We start from the raw sequence: 1160 nt of genomic DNA, 5'->3' as shown, positions 1-1160 counted from the left end.
TACAACTTCGGCCGCAGACTCAAAACACTCAGGGGCCTGACTCCCTACGAATTCATCTGCAAACAGTGGACAGATGAACCTGAACTTTTTAAAATTGATCCGATCCATCAAATGCCGGGACTAAACACTTAGACCACAAAAAATATTGAAACCAATAGAAAAAAAGAGAAAAGAAAAATGAGCTTTTTAAAAAAATTATGGGGTTCTCAAAAACAAAAAACGCCTGCGAATGAAAATGTATATACTGCATTTTGGCAATGGTTTCAGCAGCATCAACAGCATTTTCACCACATTGTGAATCAAGGCAGTAAAACTGAAATCGAGCGAGATTTCTTTGATCGATTGACGCCTGAATTGGAAAAAGTCCATTGCGGCATCTTTTTTCTGACGGGCATGTTAACCCCGCAAACAGCTGAATTAATTCTAACCCCCGACGGCATCATTCCAAATATTGTTTTTGTGGAAGAGCTGATTGCAGCTGCACCTGAGATTGCAGGGTGGAAGTTCACTGCGCTGAAACCTGAAAGCGATATTCATCAAGTCGGGATTAATATGCATGATTATGAGTTTAGTCAGGAGACTTTATCTTTTTATTTTAACCAGCAAGCCGAATATCCCGATGAGATTGATCTGGTCGTGGTACATGATGAATATAATGCAGCTGAAAACGATGCGTTTTTACAGGCTGTGTATATTTTCCTCGACAACTATTTGGGCGAGTACGATGCGGTTACCAAATTGGACAATGTTTCTGTCCAGTCTAAGCAAGATGCCGAAAAAGAATTGCTACCGATTCACTTGCTCAAAAATATTTTAATTTTAAAAAGCAGTGAAATTTCAAGATTAGACAAAATTACCCGTTCACATACGGATGCCGATGAATTTGTTAGCTTGGAAGGTGAAACCAATGAAGGTCTACCGTTGCTGGCGACTTTAAATCGGACACTTTTAACATGGGATCAAAAAGCTTCGCATCCATGGATGATGCTGATTGAAATCTCCTATGATGGTCAGTATTCAAATGGCATGCCTGGGCAGAGTAAAACTTGAAGTGCGACATAAACCACCTAATTAATTTAAAGGGTTTATGGAGTATATAAAATTGTCATACCATCATCTTAACTTTGAAGATCGTACTGCATTAATGCTTGAGTCAAGAA

The 1160-nt window shown here is 39.1% G+C and carries 2 pseudogenes; both read left to right on the top strand.

What is annotated here, in order from left to right:
* A pseudogene (locus MF4640_RS19225) lies at positions 1–132 on the top strand (IS481 family transposase); the annotation flags it as partial.
* Between the two features lie 45 nt (positions 133–177).
* Positions 178–1029: pseudogene (locus MF4640_RS18745) on the top strand (DUF695 domain-containing protein); the annotation flags it as partial.
* Positions 1030–1160: the final 131 nt, after the last annotated feature.

This window comes from Acinetobacter sp. MF4640 (genome assembly GCF_002018895.1).
GTDB lineage: Bacteria > Pseudomonadota > Gammaproteobacteria > Pseudomonadales > Moraxellaceae > Acinetobacter > Acinetobacter johnsonii.
Note: the sequence above shows the minus strand (reverse complement) of the source record. Positions and strands in the feature narration are given on the sequence as shown.